This is a genomic window from Ruegeria sp. YTSA072, from assembly GCF_059610285.1.
Window position 1 is genome coordinate 15934 of record NZ_JBXWNI010000017.1, and the last position, 16139, is coordinate 32072.

At 53.7% G+C, this 16139-nt stretch carries 16 protein-coding genes and 1 tRNA gene; 12 read left to right on the forward strand and 5 right to left on the reverse strand.

The annotated features are described in order from the left end of the window. Positions 1–60: 60 nt before the first annotated feature. The 10 genes from AC2FIB_RS20165 (at position 61) to AC2FIB_RS20210 (ending at position 8294) form a co-directional block, all read left to right on the forward strand. Entirely contained in the window at positions 61–927 is an 867-nt protein-coding gene (locus tag AC2FIB_RS20165; RefSeq protein WP_496737337.1) for an AAA family ATPase, read from the forward strand. Further along, the gene (locus AC2FIB_RS20170; protein ID WP_496842671.1) at positions 927–2114 is read left to right on the forward strand and encodes a vWA domain-containing protein; all 1188 of its coding nucleotides are present in this window, start codon (positions 927–929) and stop codon (positions 2112–2114) included. Before AC2FIB_RS20165 ends, AC2FIB_RS20170 begins: the two co-directional genes overlap by 1 nt. 11 nt (positions 2115–2125) lie before the next feature. Then, positions 2126–2938, forward strand: a complete 813-nt coding sequence (locus AC2FIB_RS20175) for an XdhC family protein (protein ID WP_058279315.1) — start codon at positions 2126–2128, stop codon at positions 2936–2938. A gap of 106 nt (positions 2939–3044) precedes the next feature. Continuing rightward, positions 3045–3497, forward strand: a complete 453-nt coding sequence (locus tag AC2FIB_RS20180; RefSeq protein WP_109313033.1) for an SRPBCC family protein — start codon at positions 3045–3047, stop codon at positions 3495–3497. A 260-nt stretch (positions 3498–3757) separates the two neighbouring features. Then, on the forward strand, positions 3758–4264 hold the full coding sequence (locus AC2FIB_RS20185) for a tyrosine-type recombinase/integrase (protein ID WP_496842672.1): 507 nt from the start codon (positions 3758–3760) through the stop codon (positions 4262–4264). Positions 4265–4304: 40 nt separating this feature from the next. Beyond that, on the forward strand, positions 4305–4949 hold the full coding sequence (locus tag AC2FIB_RS20190) for a tyrosine-type recombinase/integrase (RefSeq protein WP_496842673.1): 645 nt from the start codon (positions 4305–4307) through the stop codon (positions 4947–4949). A 768-nt stretch (positions 4950–5717) separates the two neighbouring features. After that, entirely contained in the window at positions 5718–5912 is a 195-nt protein-coding gene (locus AC2FIB_RS20195; protein ID WP_496737332.1) for a helix-turn-helix transcriptional regulator, read from the forward strand. Beyond that, positions 5912–6094, forward strand: a complete 183-nt coding sequence (locus tag AC2FIB_RS20200; protein ID WP_496737330.1) for a hypothetical protein — start codon at positions 5912–5914, stop codon at positions 6092–6094. Before AC2FIB_RS20195 ends, AC2FIB_RS20200 begins: the two co-directional genes overlap by 1 nt. Before the next feature lie 1095 nt (positions 6095–7189). Beyond that, complete coding sequence (locus AC2FIB_RS20205; protein ID WP_496737328.1) at positions 7190–7783, forward strand: helix-turn-helix transcriptional regulator; 594 nt, start codon at positions 7190–7192, stop codon at positions 7781–7783. A 274-nt stretch (positions 7784–8057) separates the two neighbouring features. Next, complete coding sequence (locus AC2FIB_RS20210; RefSeq protein ID WP_496737326.1) at positions 8058–8294, forward strand: hypothetical protein; 237 nt, start codon at positions 8058–8060, stop codon at positions 8292–8294. A gap of 61 nt (positions 8295–8355) precedes the next feature. Here the strand turns inward: AC2FIB_RS20210 and AC2FIB_RS20215 are convergent, their stop codons facing one another. The 4 genes from AC2FIB_RS20215 to AC2FIB_RS20230 all read right to left on the reverse strand — a co-directional run bounded on the left by AC2FIB_RS20215 (position 8356) and on the right by AC2FIB_RS20230 (position 12477). Continuing rightward, a complete protein-coding gene (locus AC2FIB_RS20215) occupies positions 8356–9519 on the reverse strand; it encodes an ABC transporter permease (RefSeq protein ID WP_496737325.1) in 1164 nt (387 codons plus the stop codon). A gap of 68 nt (positions 9520–9587) precedes the next feature. Further along, positions 9588–10343 carry an ABC transporter ATP-binding protein gene (locus tag AC2FIB_RS20220; RefSeq protein WP_282121223.1) on the reverse strand — a complete coding sequence of 252 codons (756 nt, stop codon included), beginning with the start codon at positions 10341–10343 and terminating at the stop codon, positions 9588–9590. A 9-nt stretch (positions 10344–10352) separates the two neighbouring features. Next, entirely contained in the window at positions 10353–11681 is a 1329-nt protein-coding gene (locus tag AC2FIB_RS20225; RefSeq protein WP_282121224.1) for an HlyD family secretion protein, read from the reverse strand. Positions 11682–12390: 709 nt separating this feature from the next. Next, positions 12391–12477, reverse strand: a tRNA-Leu gene (locus tag AC2FIB_RS20230). A gap of 198 nt (positions 12478–12675) precedes the next feature. On the opposite strand from AC2FIB_RS20230, the gene AC2FIB_RS20235 reads away from it, so the two are divergent. Continuing rightward, positions 12676–13659, forward strand: a complete 984-nt coding sequence (locus AC2FIB_RS20235) for a complex I NDUFA9 subunit family protein (protein ID WP_496737322.1) — start codon at positions 12676–12678, stop codon at positions 13657–13659. On the opposite strand, the gene AC2FIB_RS20240 is transcribed toward AC2FIB_RS20235, so the two are convergent. Next, positions 13660–14463 carry an undecaprenyl-diphosphate phosphatase gene (locus tag AC2FIB_RS20240; protein ID WP_496737320.1) on the reverse strand — a complete coding sequence of 268 codons (804 nt, stop codon included), beginning with the start codon at positions 14461–14463 and terminating at the stop codon, positions 13660–13662. Positions 14464–14692: 229 nt separating this feature from the next. Here AC2FIB_RS20240 and AC2FIB_RS20245 point away from each other — a divergent pair, with 229 nt between their 5' ends. Beyond that, on the forward strand, positions 14693–16126 hold the full coding sequence (locus AC2FIB_RS20245; RefSeq protein ID WP_496737318.1) for an NAD(P)-dependent oxidoreductase: 1434 nt from the start codon (positions 14693–14695) through the stop codon (positions 16124–16126). Positions 16127–16139 lie beyond the last annotated feature (13 nt).

Sequence of the window (16139 nt, forward strand, 5' to 3'; positions counted from 1 at the left end):
AGAACCCCCTCCGAACCTCCCCCGGGATATTTTTGGCCAGATGAAGATTGGATCCTGGTTTTGACTTTGAGTGATGTTCAGAACGGATTGGCCGCGCAGGGCTATGTTTCCGATGACCGGTTGGCGATGGCGCTGCAATTGGCACAGCAATTAGGGCGGCCATTGTTGTTGGAAGGTCCTGCTGGCGTTGGAAAGACCGAAGTGGCAAAGGCTCTGGCCGCGTGGCAGGACGCCCGGTTGATCCGGCTGCAATGTTATGAAGGGCTCGATGCCAGTCATGCCATTTATGAATGGAACTATCAGCGTCAGCTTCTGGCGATCCGAGCAAGCGAGGCGCAGGGTGGAACGAGCGAAGCACAGCTTTTCTCAGATGAATATCTACTGAAACGTCCCTTGTTAGAGGCGATTTCGCAAGATGCCCCTCCGGTTCTGCTAATTGATGAAATTGACCGGGCCGACGAAGAGTTCGAGGCGTATTTGTTGGAAATCCTCTCGGACTTTCAAATCACAATTCCCGAACTGGGCACGATCCCGGCGCGTACAAAGCCCATCGTTATTTTGACTGCGAATGGCACGCGGGACTTGTCCGATGCATTGCGCCGCCGGTGTTTGTACAGTTTCCTCGACTACCCATCGCGTGAAACCGAAATGGCGATCCTGAAAGCCCGCATGCCCCAAGTGGAAAGGCAGTTGGCGCGCCAGATTGTTGGCGTTGTGCAGGCTTTGCGCAAAGAAGACTTGGAGAAGACTCCCGGCATTGCCGAGATGCTGGACTGGGCGGCAGCCCTTTCAGGATTGGGTGTCAACGACATGGCGCAGTCCCGCGAAGAGGTTCAGGCGACTCTTGTCTGTCTTCTGAAAACCGCAGCTGATTATGACGCGGCCCCGCCTGAAGTGATGGATCGCCTGATTGGAAAGGTGGCGTGATGCAGGTCACCCGGTTCCCTTATCGTGCCTCTGGTCTGGCGGATCGCATGTCTGGCTTCATTGCACATTTGCGCATGAACGGGATGCGCGTCGGACCCGCTGAGACCGGGGATGCATTGGCGGTGCTGGCGGAAGTCGAGGCGACGGATTTGCCGCAGGCCAGACAGGCGCTGTGTGTCTTGTTGGCGGGTGACGCAGAGGACTGGCGACGGTTTGACGATCTTTTCGATGCATATTGGCTAAATGCCGGGAAACAACGGACCGGAGTGGCGCAAACCGCGCATGTTCGGGTGCAATCCGCCAAGCCGATGATCTGGCAGCAAGAAAGCCAAGACATCCAGGAGACCAGTTCCGATTCGGATCAGGACGCAACCCCTGATGCCGGCGACGGGGAGGCCGTGGGGAGAGACGGTAAGCTGATTGCGACCCGTACGGCCAACCTGTCGCGTCGGGATTTGCGTGAGCTGATGGATGAAGACGCGCTGAAGCAGGCCGAACAGGCCGCAACTGCTCTGGCGCGCGCCATCCGCGACCGCCGCTCGCGCCGGCGGAAAAAAGCGCTAAGGGGGCTTGCTCTGGACATGCGCCGAATACAGCGCGCCAGCCTTGCACGGGGCGGCGAGCCGATGGACCTGTATCGTCGCGCCCGCCCACCGCGTCCGATGCGGATCGTTGCACTGTGCGATGTAAGCGGTTCGATGACGGTATATTCGCGCGTCTTTCTGGCTTTCCTGAAAGGCTTGATTGGCACTGGAACCGAAGCGGACGCATATCTGTTCCATACGCGCTTGATGCGCGTCACGGATGCGTTGCGCGACCACGATTCGCTGCGCGCAGCAGGGCGGCTGTCGCTGATGGCCGAAGGGTTTGGCGGAGGCACGGATATCTCAGGCAGTCTTGAGCATTTTCTAAATGGATATGGCGCGCGCGCACTGAATGGTCGAACCATCGTACTGATCCTGTCTGACGGGTATTGCAGCTCGGACCCGCAAGCGTTGGGCGATGTATTGGCCCGGATTCGACGCAAGGCCCGGCGGATCGTCTGGCTGAACCCGTTGAAAGGCTGGCGTGACTACCAGCCCATTGCCGCCGCAATGCAGGCAGCTGAGCCGTGTCTGGACGCGCACCTGCCCGCAAACACGCTTGAGGCGCTGGCGGCGCTGGAGCCGCAATTCCGTAAGCTGTGAAAGGAGCCCAAATGGCAAGCTTCGACATATTCGACACGATTGAGCAGCTGCGCAAAACTGATGAAGCCTTTTGCGTTGCCACGGTGTTGCGGACTGCGGATGCAACTTCGGCGAAAGCCGGGGGCAAGGCTGCGATTACAAAAGATGGACGGATCCTGGGCCATTTGGGCGGGGGCTGCGTTCAACGTGCGGTTCGATCCTCGGCCCAGCAGGCGTTGGCCAGTGGTTCGCCGCAAATGATCCGGGTCAAACCTTCGGAAAAGGTGGTGAACATGGCCGATCCTGATGGCATTCAGACGTTCAAAAGCGGTTGCCCGTCCGGCGGCACTGTCGATCTGCTTGTCGAGCCGTATCAGCACGCACCGCGATTGGTGATTTTTGGCGAGTCGCTGATTGCAGTGGCACTGGCAGCCCATGGGGCACTGGCTGGGTTTCGCGTGTGTCTCAGTGACGCGTCAGAGACAGAAGGTGACTTTCAACGGTTCACTCTGGACTCCGTCCAAAACCTAGGGGTCGAGCCGCGGGATTTCGTTGTCGTGGCCTCGCAAGGACAGGGCGATGCCGCGGCCCTGGCCGCCGCTCTGCAAACGGACGCAAAGCGGGTGTCGATGGTGGCCAGCCATCGCAAGGCCGAAACGCTGGTGGCCAAGCTGATATCGCAAGGTTTGGACCCGATACGAGCTGCGCGGCTGAAGTCACCGGCAGGTCTGAACATCCACGCGATCGACCCGCATGAGATTGCCGTGTCGATCCTGGCTGAAATTGTGCTTTGGCGAAACAGTGACAAATCCAAAACGGAGTCCCATGATGAGAAACGTGCTTAAACGCCTGAGGTCCCTGTGGCCCGCGCGTCCCGAACAAACTCCGGAAGAGGCGACAGAGACCGCGCTTCTGGTTTATCCAAGATGCTGTTGAACAAAGGAAAGTTGAATGGAACTGAGTGACGAAGTCCGCATCTCTGCGCCGCGGGATGTGGTTTACAAGGCTCTGAATAATCCCGAAATCCTGCAGGAGTGCATTCCAGGGTGCGAAGAGCTGATCCAAAATTCACCCGAAGATCTGGAAGCCAAGGTGGTCTTGAAGATCGGCCCCGTCAAAGCCCGGTTTGCGGGCGCTGTGACGCTGGACACTGCCAATGCACCGGACGGGTTTTCCTTGACCGGGGAAGGCAAGGGCGGTGCCGCCGGATTTGCTAAGGGCGGTGCAGACGTGACGCTGACCGAAGATGGGGACGAAACCGTTCTGGCCTATACTGCCAAGGTCGAGGTTGGTGGAAAAATCGCCCAACTGGGCAGTCGCCTAATCGCTGGTACGGCGAAAAAGCTGTCGGGCAAATTTTTTACCCGGTTTGGCGAAGTTGTTTCAGAACAATCCGTCACTTAAGGCGCGTGACAGGGCCGGTGAATGGACCGGCCCGCGTCAGATCACATCCCACGGAAACTCAATTCCGGTAAGAGAATATCAGTGGTTTGATTTTAAGGAGATGTGGTGCCCAGGAGATGCATTTAGACCTTGCACCACCATACCCCACGACATGCCACCTAATTGGGAAATGACAGACACCCTATGACCTTAGCTATTCCATCATGTGTCATGATGTAGCAAGGTATCCCAGATTAAAAGGTGGACAGAAGGGTGGACGGATGGCGCGGCCTATCCATAAACTTTCGGCTGCAGCGGTGAAGGCAGCAGGCCCCGGTAAGTACAACGATGGTGCCGGATTGTGGTTACACAAGCGCCAAGATGGTGGTGGGCAATGGTTCCTCAGGATCACGGTACACGGTCGCAGGCGTGAAATGGGCCTAGGGTCCATTGCAGATGTATCGCTCAAAGAAGCAAGGGAACACGCGGAACAGTGGCGCGCCTTTGCCCGGAAGGGTCTTGATCCAATCAAAGAACGCGAAAAACAACGGCGTGAGGCTGAACGCAATCTACATTGTCTGGCGGATGTCGCATTGGACGCGTTCGAAAGTCGGAAGGCCGAACTCAAGGGCAACGGTAAGGCTGGGCGTTGGTTTTCTCCACTAGAACTTCATGTCCTGCCCAAGCTGGGCAAGGTCCCCGTCTCAGATATTGATCAGATCGACATAAGGGACGCTCTGAGGCCCATTTGGCATTCCAAAGGGGAAACCCGCCCGGAAAGCCATTAATCGCCTCAGCATCGTTCTCAGGCACGCTGCGGCGCTGGGGTTGGACGTAGATTTGCAGGCCACCGAGAAAGCCAAAGCGCTTCTTGGTAAATCTAGGCATACGCCACAACACATTGCTGCCATGCCGTGGATTGACGTTCCAGAATTCTACAGAACCCTAGAAGTGCCCACGACAACCAATCTGGCTCTGCGGATGCTGATCCTGACGGCAGTCCGCTCCGGTCCGCTCCGGTTTATGAGATACGATCAGATTGAAGATGACGTTTGGACAATTCCTGCGCATCAGATGAAGGGTCGGTTAGGTCAAACGGCAGATTTTCGTGTGCCATTGTCCGACGAAGCCCTGTGCGTAGTTGAACTCACTAAACCCTTCGACCGTGACGGTTTTCTCTTCCCCGGCCTTCGCAAAGGGGTAATTTCGGACATGACGATGGGTCAACATATGCGCAAGGCAGGAATGGACTATCGGCCCCACGGCTTCCGATCCAGCTTTCGCGACTGGATCGCAGAGCGAACCGATATACCACGCGAGATCGCAGAAACTTGCTTAGCGCACGTAGCTGGCAGTCAGGTTGAGCGCGCCTACCGGCGCACAGATTACTTGGATCAGCGTCGAGCAATCATGGAACACTGGTCGCAGTACGTGTCCGCTACCAGCCCCGATACTTTTTTTGCCGATGCATGAAATGAACTCAATTCCGCTTCTTTCACCACCTTACGATCCCAAGGCGCACCTGGAAGCACTTCGAAAGGCGTATTTCGCCGGGGACATAATAGCCCTGGTCCAAGCCGAAGAATTTGTCCAAGAAGCGGGCCTCAAAACTCCAGCGTGGTTGTTCCAACCATTAGAAGACACGTTAGTCGGGGTTCTTACACAAAGGCGTGGACACAAGGGTAAGGGCAACTCAGCATTCGGGGACTTGCGTAAGCGCTTAGTTCGAACCGTGCGTGCGTCTGCATATCATTATGTACGCGTATGGCAGAGGAATCCTCACCGTTATCATGATCTACCAATTCAGACTTTCGACCACTGGTGTACTGAGCCGACGCTTTGGAATTCATACCGTAAGGCTGGCGATGCCGCCCGATTGGCCAGCACCAGCCTTCACAGCACCGAATACGTCGCCAACGCATCGACAGTGCGAAGAGCTGCATACCGCTTTCCCGTTCCAAAGATGTGGGGGCGTGAAAAAGCCGAGGCCAAGTTCGGTCTTAGAGGGCCGGATGGTATATTCGGCCCGAAGCCGAATGGGCTAGAGCCCCACATTGCATCCCTACTTGCAAAGCGTTCACCAAAGAGCATGTGACCACGCAAGAAATATTACCCAGAGTTATTTTCCCACTCAGTGAACTTAAGTTCACTAAAATTATGCACTTTAACACACCGTTTTGGCGCTTATGAATTTGCCGTCGTGTGTGCTTTGGTGGCCCAAATTGAACCAGGAGCCACCAAATGAGCCATCTTCGGAAGCGATACATCACACTAGAGCAACTACGCCAAAAGTTGGGGGGGCGTTCGCGATCTAGCATCTACCGTGATCTGGAAAATGGTCATGTTCCTAACCCAGTTCGAGTTGGCACACGGCTGTATTGGATCGAAGAAGAGGTCGAAAATTTCCTTGAAACACGTAGATTAGGACAGTTCTGATGCCTGTAACTATAGTTTTTAAAACGCCGCCCTCAACTGGCACAGAAAATGAGGAACTCAAGGAATTTGGCCACGTTAAAGCCTTCCAAACAATCATCCCTTTGTCGAAAGGGGGCGATGACACGAACGAAGCACTGCTAAATCAGCTTGGAAAAGCGTACAAGTTTGAGGCCAAGCCCTAGTGGGCGCTTGGCGACTCAACTGGTCGAATGTCACCATCAATACCTTTCTCGGGCAGTGGTCACTTCCCAGCCATAACGGACATGGACGCAGGGTTGCCAGACATTGTAGCTGACCCTAACTAGCAAGGCATTCCACAAACAAAAGCACCACCCACAAATGCCATTCGCTGCAGTGCAACTTTCGACACTTGTGCGCCGCGCTTCGGTGAGGAGCGCGGAAATTGTAAAGTTATGTTTGCGGCCGATGCTAGACCTCTGCGATTAATGATGGGGCTCGTTAATGCTGCCATCAGTACAGCGTGCTGAAACAATGGATACATAGCCAGCGGAATGGTAACCGGGACCGACGCGCATACCACGCTCGATTGGTCAACATAAAGCCGTCCATATTCTTTGGTGCCTCACGGTCCGGTCTTGCCTTTGTAAGCGGGCCTTAGAATCTTAGAGGCCTGAGGCAGGACCGCTGTGCAGTGAAACTCTCAAAACCAAATTCATCTCATTTTCCGAGCTTCTAAAGCAGCTTGGAACATCTGACGCCCAATTCAGCTAGGATGTAACGTATTTCATTCAAATTCGCCCAGAGAGGAAAGTAAGAGTGACTCGCAGGCCTTGGTCAAGCGGCCCGCTAAATCCAATTTCCGCACCATTTTCGAAGAAACAACTTTGACCCTGCCTCACGCAAAAATTTGGAAAAGAGAATCGCTTAATACCGCGACGCTTCTTAAACAGATCATTCACATTCTGTTAATAGTGTTAGGAAGCCAATCACCCAATCATCGATATTGGCAGCACGCATTGCGATTTCCTATCCGCCAGCTTTCAGCTTCCAGTAGTTGTATCCTGAACGTTAGGTGAACGTTGCCATGATATGCCTGTGTATCATTATATTTCAGCCTTAGTCCCCAGTTTACTTAAGCGCCCTTTTAACCGATAATCTTAATGCAAATTTAATAATGTGCTGAGCTCTTGTTAATATTCGCCTAAAGCGAAACTCTTAATGATTTTGGCCTTTACCAGCCACGTCTTTGGATGGCAGACCACCGAATGGGCATACCCGGGGGCTTTTGACAAGAAAATAGACTTGGGTTGTGTGTCATGAATCTTTTGTCCTTTACGCGCTGGTTTGCCCTTTTTGATGGGCGGACAGTAAACATTCTTCTACTTGATTCAGATGGGAATATTTCTGCGATTGACAGATCGGAACAGCAGCCAGAGCAGCGAAAGCTAACCTTGCACTGGCGTGAACTCCAATTTGGGGATGTCCTCCACAACAAAATGTTTGAAAGGCTAGTGTTGGCGAGTTTGAGGTACTCCTTTGAAAACGCAAACCCTTTTCCACCCCCAATTACAGTCCCTATCCCAGATGGGCGGCGAATCTGTATTGATGTGTTACCTTTGCCTGAGGAATTTAGGCTGCCGTTAGGCCATGCGCATGCTCTCCTGAATTTTCGCGAACTCGAATCTAATAGGAGTCTCACGCCTGACAGGTTGCGAGAGCATTTCGGCCTGACACCAAGCGAGGCAACTTTGGCGAAAGCCCTGACTGAAGGTGAGAGCTTGAAGGAGGCGTCCTCTCGATTGGATATCTCGATCTGGACCGCACGCAGCCATCTGCGGTCAATCTTTCAGAAGACGGACACACACCGTCAGGCTGAACTTGTTTCGCTGATCACCCATATTGATCACTGAATGCAGCCACTGATCCTCACCATTATGAATTAACTCAAATAAGCTACCTAACTTGTAGTAACTCATTTGCGTTACCCAATTTTGGTTAATCTATATAAGTTAACTTGAAGGATCTAATTAATTTAAGCTAGCTCATTGGCATTGGCGCATTTGAACTAACAAATATGACCCACCACAAATAAGCTATTTTTTTGCGTTTATTCTTACCTGAACAAGTGATGCGCCCCAGAATCTCTTTTGCTTAAATGCCCTTACTTTCGCAAAGGAGGCTATTATGAAGACGATTTTAATTGCGACTATTGCACTGGCGCTGACAGCGCCTATGGCACTGGCTACAAACAACGGCGGCCCACCATCAGATCGTGAGCTGGCTGAGAGACGCTGCGGAAATAATGGCGGTGGGAATGACGGTGAGTATCTAAAGAAGACATATAACCCAAGAACTAAGAAAGTTGTCTGGGTGTGTATTAAGAACGTAGGTAGCGAACGCCACGACGTGGATCCAAACTGATTTACCTCTTCAGTTCAGGACGTTTTTTCAACGTCAACAGGCGCCCCAAACGGGGCGCTTTTCATTCGAACTTGAGGGCCGCAACTGGATCCAGCCGTGATGCGCGGCGCGCGGGAATATAGCCAAACACCAAGCCTACCACTGTGGCCAGACCGACGGACCCAATCATTGAAAGCGGGCTGAGATACACTGGCCACCCAGCTAAGTTGCTGACGACAATCGCCAGCCCTCCACCTATAAGCAGCCCGATTAGCCCTCCGATAAAACAAAGTAGGATAGATTCCATCAGGAACTGGTATTGAACATCCATTGGCCTTGCGCCGATTGCTATGCGCAACCCGATTTCCCGTGTTCGCTCGGCCACACTGACCAGCATGATGTTCATAATACTGATGCCGCCGACGACCAGCGATACAGATGCAATGCCTGCCAGAAGCCAGCCGATCGTTTTCTTGGCGGCGTTTTGCGCTTCCATTGTGGCGGCAGGGTTCACGACCCTGAAGTCATTTTCCTGATCGCTCCGCAATCGGTGCCGCTGCCGCAGCAAATCTGAAACTGCTTGGTTCACATCTCTGACGGCCCGCGTTGACGTAGCTTTGACAAGAATGTAATCCACAGCCCCTCTATCGGTGACATTCGAGCTGCCAAACAGGCGTCTTTTGGCGGTACTGATTGGGACAAATACAACTTCGTCTTGCGCGCGTCCTGATCCTGCGGTCCCTTTCTTGGCTAACACGCCGATCACTTCGAAGGGTGCTTTAAGGATTCGGATCGTCTTGCCTAACGGATTTTCGTCGCCAAACAGACTTTGGGCAGTATCTTGCCCCAAAAGAGCAACTTTCGCCGCGCCGGATAGGTCCTTAGAGGAAAAGTGCCGCCCGGATTGCAGTGGCCATTCGCGGACGGAAAAGTAGGTGGACGTCGTGCCGTTCACGGTGACCCAGACGCTATTTTTGTTGTTGATCACCTGGAGGTCATCCCGGACAGAAGGTGCGGCCAGCGCGATCTCAGGAACGATTTCGACTAGGGCCTTGGCGTCCAGCTCATTCAGAACAGCCAACTCATATTGCCCATCGCTGATTCCGGTTGCCTGAATCCATTCGGGTGCGATCATTAGGACGTTCGCCCCAAGTGTCTGGATTTGGCGAGCAACTTCTCGCTGCGCACCCGAAGCGAAAGCGACCATAGAAACCACTGAAGCCACGCCCACGATTATGCCGAGCATCGTAAGTGCGCTCCTCAAAAGGTTTGAGTGAAGAGCTCGAAATGCAATTTTGATACTTTCTGCGAAGTTCATCTCAAGACCAACGGTGGTAATTTTGGACCGATCGTAGGAGCCAATGGCTTCAGGGGGTCTAGTTCATCCGCGCCATTGGGCCTGAAATCTTCGATAATCTGACCGTCGCGCAGGCGTAGTATGCGCTTTGCCCTCGCGGCGATCGCGTCGTCATGGGTGATAATCACGACGGTATGACCCCCTTGATTGATCTTTTGAAACAGGGACAGAATCTGATTTCCCCTTTCACTGTCCAACGCTCCAGTCGGTTCATCCGCCAAGACCAGTTTCGGGTGATTGGCCAACGCCCGTGCAATCGCGACCCTCTGCTGCTCTCCACCCGACAGTTCCCGCGGGTAGTTTGAGTGGCGGGCCTTCAGGTCCATCGTGTCCAAAAGTTCAAAGACTCGCTTTCTGCGTTCGTTTTTACCAATGCCCGCATAAACCATCGGCAACTCAACATTCTCGAAAGCGGTGTGTCGCTGGAGCAGGTTGTACGATTGAAAGACAAAACCGATTTCCTTGTTGCGAATTTCGGCGCGTTTTCGAACTGATAATTCGTCAACGTTCTTGCCGCAAAAGGACATCTGTCCTTCGGTGGGGCGATCCAACAGCCCTAGGATGTTCATCAGTGTAGATTTTCCCGATCCACTTGGGCCGGTGATGGCAACAAAGTCGCCATCATCTATGGAAAATGAACACCCCTTGAGAGCGTCCTGCCGGGCCTCTCCGCTGTTGTAGCTTCGTAGGATGTTATAGGCCTGAACAAGCATCGCGCCGATCTACTTTGAAAACACGAAACTGAGCAGTCCGCGGCCTTCCGAGGGCTGAACTTCTCGCGCTATGATTTGATCGCCTTCTTGCAGAAACTCAGAGTGGAATGCCCGATAGCTGGAGTCCTGTTGTCCCAGTTCGACCTGTATTGGCTGAGGGTTTCCGTCCGGCCCTAATTTCCAAATTGTTGCACGTTCCGCGCCTGTTGAAATTGCATTGACTGCTGACGGCTGAAAGCCGATTGCGTTATTGAGTACCTTCAGGCCAGGTTCAGTTTCATGAATGGTGATTTCAACCAACGCGGTCATGCCCGGAAACAACAAGTACTCTGTGTTCGCCGTGCCTAAAACGACAATGTACGTGACTACGTTTTGAAATACATTTGGGGACTTGCGCACTTCTTTAACAATCCCCTGGAAACTGCGTTCGGGGTAGGCATCTACCATGAATAGAGCTTTTTGCCCGACTTTGATTTTGCCGATATCGGTTTCGTCGACGTTTACATGAACCACCATTTGGTCCAGCGCGCCTGCGATTGTGAAGAGTCTCGGTGCTTCCAACGCGGCCGCAACCGTCTGTCCTGCATCTATGTTGCGATCGATAATGACTCCGTCTGTAGGAGCTCTAATCGTCGACCGTGCAAGTTCGACTTCTGCAGCTTGCAACGCCGCCCGCCGTTGGGGGATACTTGCAAGTGCGCCGTTGAGTTCTGCTTCGGCTCTAGCCAATCCTACTTGCGCAACAGAAATCCTTAGCTTGTTTGTAGCCAGATGCGCTTCGGCTTCTCTCAAATGCGCTTCAGCGATTAAAACTGCCCTTTCATCATCTTCAACGTCGGCAACTGCGACAGTGCCTTTGGTCTGCAACTGCCTCTTTCGGTTTAATTTTGAGTGGGCAATGGACAAAATCGCATTTGCCTCATCAACTTTGGCGCGGTGAATCTGTTGCTCCAACTTGGCAACTTCAATTTCTACGGCGGCCCCGTCCACTATCGCTTGTTGCACTTCCACTGCGGCAAGGCCGATTTGGATGTCCGCTCTGGCTTCTTTCAAAAGCGCTTCAAAACTTTGCCTGTCAATTTGGGCCAGTGCCTGACCTTCCTTTACAATGTCATTGTAACTCACGTGTACTTTGGTGATCCGGCCAGAAACCTGCGAACTGACCTCTACGGCAGTCAACGAGTCAATTTGCCCAGTTGCCGTGATAACATCCTTAAGCACACCATGCTCTACAGGCACGGTTACAAACTCAACTGGACCGCCAGACGTGTTCCCATTAATAACAATAAACGCAATGGTTGCACCGCTGGCCATGATCAATGAAATGGTTTTCAACATATTGAAATAATGCCATGAAACGATGATTCACTCAAACTTTAACGCCACCCATTGAAAGCCGTCTGGGCTGCGTCTTAGACTTCAGCTTTTGAGAGCATTACGGTTAATCGGTGCGGCCTGAGAATACGCCTATGACGAACCAGGAACGCATCCGGACTGGTACATTTCGTTTTTCCGTACTTTCTTTGAGCCATAGCAAGTCGACCACCTAACAATATGCTGCACCCGATGACAGAGACCGTTTTCATCTGGTGTTTTTTTTCATTGTCGAGCGTTTCCGTTACTTTGAAGCCCCCATCTGGGCCGTCTCAGAAACAAGCCAAAAGGCTGACATTGCAGCCTTGATCCTGAACAATTGCAAAGTTGTGCGTTGATAACGCCATCGAGCAACCGCAAAAAGTCAGGTTTGGGGCTGAGAATTGCCTAATGCACCCGCAGAAGTCAGTTCACTCTGAAATGACGCCGAAGGGCTCTTCGGCCAAGACTTTCGTATGTGTGAAGGCTTGCTTTCGGGAATACTACGTTGACTTTACAAAAGTCGCTAACCGCGCAGTTCTTCCATTCCGGGTGAATGCAGCTTATCTCAACTTTCGGCCGCTAGGACAGCGATGTCGAAGCACCAGCATCAAGCTTAGGGTGGATATATGGGTGGATGGGCTTCCCAAAGAAACGATGAGTTATTGAAAAATAACAGCTTTCATCGAAGATTTGGTGCCCAGGAGAGGACTCGAACCTCCACGTCCATACGGACACTAGCACCTGAAGCTAGCGCGTCTACCAATTCCGCCACCTGGGCAGGTGTCGTGGAGGGGCGTTTAAGCCCACTGGCTGGAAGGGTCAACCAGATTCGGGAAGATTTTTGAAAGTTTTTTCCTCGCTTCCAAATTCAGCTTGAATTGGTTGGTTTTTTCGCTGGTGCGCGTCGTTATTGCGCCTTGTTTGAAAAGGCTCAGAGAGCTACATCGAAAGAGGACCCACAAGCAGGAGCCCTCTCATGTCGAAAATGGTCACGATTTATGGCGGATCGGGATTTGTCGGTCGGTATATTACGCGGCGCATGGCAAATGAAGGGTGGCGTGTCCGCGTGGCGGTGCGGCGCCCGAATGAGGCGATGTTTGTCAGACCCTATGGCGTGGTTGGTCAGGTTGAACCCATTTTGTGCAATATTCGCGACGATGCTTCGGTCGCGGCCGCGATGTATGGGGCCGATGCGGTAGTGAATTGCGTGGGCGTGCTGAACGAGCTGGGCAAGAACGCTTTTGACGCCGTGCAGGCCGAAGGTGCCGAGCGGATCGCGCGTTTGGCGGCCGAACAGGGCATTTCCCGGATGGTTCATATCTCAGCCATCGGAGCGGACGCCGAGTCCGACAGCGAATATTCGCGAACCAAGGCGCATGGTGAGGCCGGTGTGCTAACCCATATGCCAGATGCAATTATTCTGCGGCCGTCTGTGATTTTCGGAACCGAAGATCAGTTCTTTAATCGTTTTGCCGGGATGACCCGGATGGGACCTTTCCTGCCGCTGGTCGGCGCCGACACCAAGTTCCAGCCGGTCTATGTGGATGATGTGGCCAAGGCCGCTGTTCAGGGCGTCCTGGGCCAAGCTGAAGCCGGTGTGTATGAGCTGGGCGGACCCGAGGTGAAAACCTTCCGCGCACTGATGCAGCAGATGCTTGATGTGATCCACCGACGCCGAGTGATCATCGGAATGCCCTTCTTTGTGGCCCGCATAATGGCGGGCGTGTTGGACATCTTGAAGTTCGTCAGCTTCCAACTGTTCCCGAACCACATCCTGACGCGCGATCAGCTGAAGAACCTCCGCCGCAACAATGTCGTGTCCGAAGGGGCCAAGGGGTTCGCGGATCTTGGGATTGAGCCAGCGACGCTGGAATCGGTGCTGCCAGATTACCTTTGGAAGTTTCGCCCATCGGGTCAGTACGACGACATTCAGAACTCGGCCAACAATCTGCGGACCTGATCAGCTATAGGCGATTACAAGCAGGATGGCGCCCAGGATCACACGGTAGATGACATAAGGTGTAAAGCTGACACTGCGCAACAGGCGCATCATCAGGGCCAGGGCCAGCAGAGCTGAAATAAAGGCAAAAAATGCCGCGATTGCCCCATCTCGGGCCAATTGGGCGTCTGCTTCGCGGATCACGTCTACCGACAACAAAACGCCTGAGGCAATAATGGTCGGGATCGACATCAACATCGCGATCCGCGCGCCATCCTCTCGCGTATAGCCCAGTTGGCGCGCGCCGGTGATCGTAATGCCTGATCGGGATGTTCCGGGTATCAGGGCGAGAGCCTGCCACAACCCCATGATCAACGCATCGCGCAGGCCCCATTCGCTTGCTTGTTTTGTTTGCGGTCCTTTTTGATCGGCCCAATAAAGAACGAGGCCAAAAACCAGCATTGTCCAGCCGGTGACCACCGTTGACCGGAACGCCTCGATCAGGCCGGATTTGAACAGGATAGCCCCGACAATCACGGTGGGAATCGTGGAGATGATCAGACCCAAGGCCAGCTGCGCCTGTGGTGTGTCGACCCGGCCGGTCAACGCCCGGGGAAGACCGGACACGGCCTGTTTCACATCGGACCAGAAATACAGAATCACAGCGCCCAAAGTGCCCACATGCACGGCCACGTCGATGGCCAGGCCTTGATCGTCCAGTCCGGTCAGGCTGGGTAGCAGTATCAAATGACCAGATGAAGAGATCGGCAAAAACTCAGTGATACCCTGAATAATCGCCGCGAGAATCAATTGAAAAAGACCCATCTGCCCCGCCGTGTTGTGGTCACGTCTTTGTTTGCCCAATGGGTATAAGTGCTCTGTGGAAAAGGAAAGCGTGCATATAGGTCCGAACCGGAACTAAAAATCGCATTTAATTTCAAACCTCCGCCAAATTTCTCCCCGATTTTCGAATTTAGGTCAGTACAGTTGACTTTTCATCCAATCTTTCATCTCTTAAAGAGACGTGACCAAGCCAATTCATGGAGTTTGACCCGTGGCCAAGCAACCGATGCTGAAATTTGTGCAGATCGACCGCGTCATGCCCGAAAAGCGTGCCGCCGATGACCGCAGAGAAGATTTTGATGAAATCTACGCCGAATTCGCAGCAGAAAAAGCCAAGGAACAAGCCAGCCGATGCAGTCAATGTGGTGTTCCATACTGCCAGTCGCATTGCCCACTGCACAACAACATCCCTGACTGGCTGCATTTGACCGCGACGGGTCGTCTGGAAGAAGCCTACCAAACCAGTCAGGCCACCAACACATTCCCTGAGATTTGTGGCCGAATCTGCCCGCAGGACCGCCTGTGCGAAGGCAACTGCGTGATCGAGCAATCGGGCCACGGCACGGTCACCATTGGCACGATTGAGAAATACATCACCGACACCGCCTGGGACAAAGGCTGGGTGAAACCCACCTCTCCGGGTGCCGAGCGCAGCGAAAGCGTCGGCATCATCGGTGGCGGCCCCGGCGGTCTGGCTGCGGCTGACATGCTGCGTCGGGCGGGCATTCAGGTCACCGTCTATGATCGTTATGATCGCGCAGGCGGTCTGCTGATGTACGGCATTCCGGGGTTTAAGCTGGAAAAAGACATTGTTCAGCGTCGAAATGACCTGCTGGCAGATGGTGGTGTAGAATTCGTGCTGAATTGCGACGTCGATGCCGCCAAGTTCGAGGAAATACGCTCCAAGCATGATGCAGTAATCATTGCGACAGGCGTGTACAAATCGCGCGATCTGTCTATGCCCGGCAGCGGTCTGGCTGGAATCGAAAAAGCCATCGATTTCCTGACCGCCTCGAACCGCAAAAGTTTTGGCGATGACGTCGAAGATTTCGACAATGGCCGCTTGAATGCCGAAGGTAAGAAGGTGGTCGTTATTGGTGGCGGTGATACCGCGATGGATTGTGTGCGGACCTCGATCCGGCAAGGTGCCACGTCGGTCAAATGCCTCTATCGTCGTGACCGGGCGAACATGCCGGGTTCGCAGCGCGAAACCCAAAACGCCGAAGAAGAAGGCGTGGTGTTCGAATGGCTGAGCGCGCCCAAGGGCTTTACCGGCGACGACACCGTCGCAGGCGTGATGGTGCAGAAGATGCGTCTGGGTCAGCCCGACGCGACCGGCCGTCAGGCACCTGAAGTGATCGAAGGCGCGGATTATGTCGAAGACGCCGATTTGGTGATTAAGGCGCTGGGCTTTGAGCCTGAAGACCTGCCCACCCTGTTCGGCCAGCCCGACCTGCCCGTCACCCGTTGGGGCACCGTCAAGGCAGCGTTCGAGACTGGCGCGACCGAGATGGACGGAGTCTATGCCATTGGTGACATCGTGCGCGGTGCGTCTCTGGTGGTCTGGGCCATTCGCGACGGTCGTGACTGCGCAGATGCGATTATCGACCGTTTCAACGCCAAGGCTGCCATCGCAGCCGAATAACCCTAGCCCAGCG